General features: G+C 46.2%; 2 protein-coding genes and 1 pseudogene. All 3 read right to left on the reverse strand.

Features of this window, described 5'->3' with window-relative positions; all coding sequences use genetic code 11:
• Positions 1-223: 223 nt before the first annotated feature.
• On the reverse strand, positions 224-529 hold the full coding sequence (locus H0248_RS21510; RefSeq protein WP_180787426.1) for a hypothetical protein: 306 nt from the start codon (positions 527-529) through the stop codon (positions 224-226).
• 18 nt (positions 530-547) lie between these two features.
• Positions 548-850: a TrbM/KikA/MpfK family conjugal transfer protein gene (locus H0248_RS21515; RefSeq protein WP_180787427.1), complete on the reverse strand. Its 303-nt coding sequence runs from the start codon at positions 848-850 to the stop codon at positions 548-550.
• Between the two features lie 49 nt (positions 851-899).
• Positions 900-1,040: pseudogene (locus tag H0248_RS22315) on the reverse strand (P-type DNA transfer ATPase VirB11); the annotation flags it as partial.

A 1,040-nucleotide genomic window follows, 5' to 3' on the forward strand; every position in this document is an offset into this window, starting at 1 on the left:
CGGCTGTTTGCCGGTGAGGCGCGGTGCCTGAACTATTTTCGCTCCTTAGCCCGCGAAAATAATTCTGTCCGCTGCCTCATTTTTACGGCCCGCATTTCTTCACTCCTTAATTCGCGAAAAATGTGCTGGGCCGTAAAAACCTGAAAACCGCCACGCCTTAAGTCTGATTCGGCTGAAATGTTTTGGCGCTATAGGGGACCTGCGAATAAAATTAAAACAGGGATTAATAGTGGCTCTCGCGGATTTCCCTGATGATGTCGGAATAACACTGACGACTTTCTTTAATGCTGGTTTCATCCAGCGTAAACCCTCGCCGGTTGGCTTCCTCTGTCAGCGTTATTCTGTCGGTGGCATTCAGCGTTTGCATCAACTGCAATAACCGGCAGACAACCCGGTAGTGATAAATTTCATAATAAAGGCCGCATCCGTGCATCGCCTCATTTTCAATGTGCTCAATAACACAGGCTGCGCGCATGAAATCCCCACGCTGATGTGTCCAGGGATGCTGAATAAAACCCGGTTTTGTCATGATGACTACCTCCGTTAATTAACCACGCATGCGACCAAATTTATTGATAATCTGGCTGATAATTGCCGGGTCTGCCGAATCACACTCAAGTAAGAACGATTTTCTGGCATCGGCAGTATGGTCGGGCAGAAAACCGTGCTTGTTCTTTTTGACGATATTAAAGAATGCACGTTCAGCAGAATGGCATTCATTGCCGCCGCCGTTCCCGGTGGCTTTACCGTACATGCATAACACCACTTCACAGGCGTCAGCGGCCATGACCGAGGTTGAACATGACGCCATAATGCAGAGCAATAATGCGGAAGATATCGTTTTTTTCATTTCGGTCACCTTCATATTTAAACGAGGGTTGCGTAATTCGATAATTTATTTATTGAAGCCCTTTACTGAATACACCTCTCATGTCTTTGAGATGAAGAGGTTTAAAATAAACATCACTCATGCGGCGTATGTCACCGTGAATATCAATGCTGACTATCACATCAACGCTCTTAAGCACCTTGCGTAACAG

Origin of the sequence: Pectobacterium brasiliense, assembly GCF_013449685.1 — a bacterium.
Classification (GTDB): Bacteria; Pseudomonadota; Gammaproteobacteria; order Enterobacterales; family Enterobacteriaceae; genus Pectobacterium; species Pectobacterium brasiliense_A.

What these genes read in the sequence shown, in the direction of transcription:
- H0248_RS21515 (WP_180787427.1), bottom strand. Translation starts at nt 850, where the DNA reads ATGAAAAAAACGATATCTTCCGCATTATTGCTCTGCATTATGGCGTCA.
- H0248_RS21510 (WP_180787426.1), bottom strand. Translation starts at nt 529, where the DNA reads ATGACAAAACCGGGTTTTATTCAGCATCCCTGGACACATCAGCGTGGG.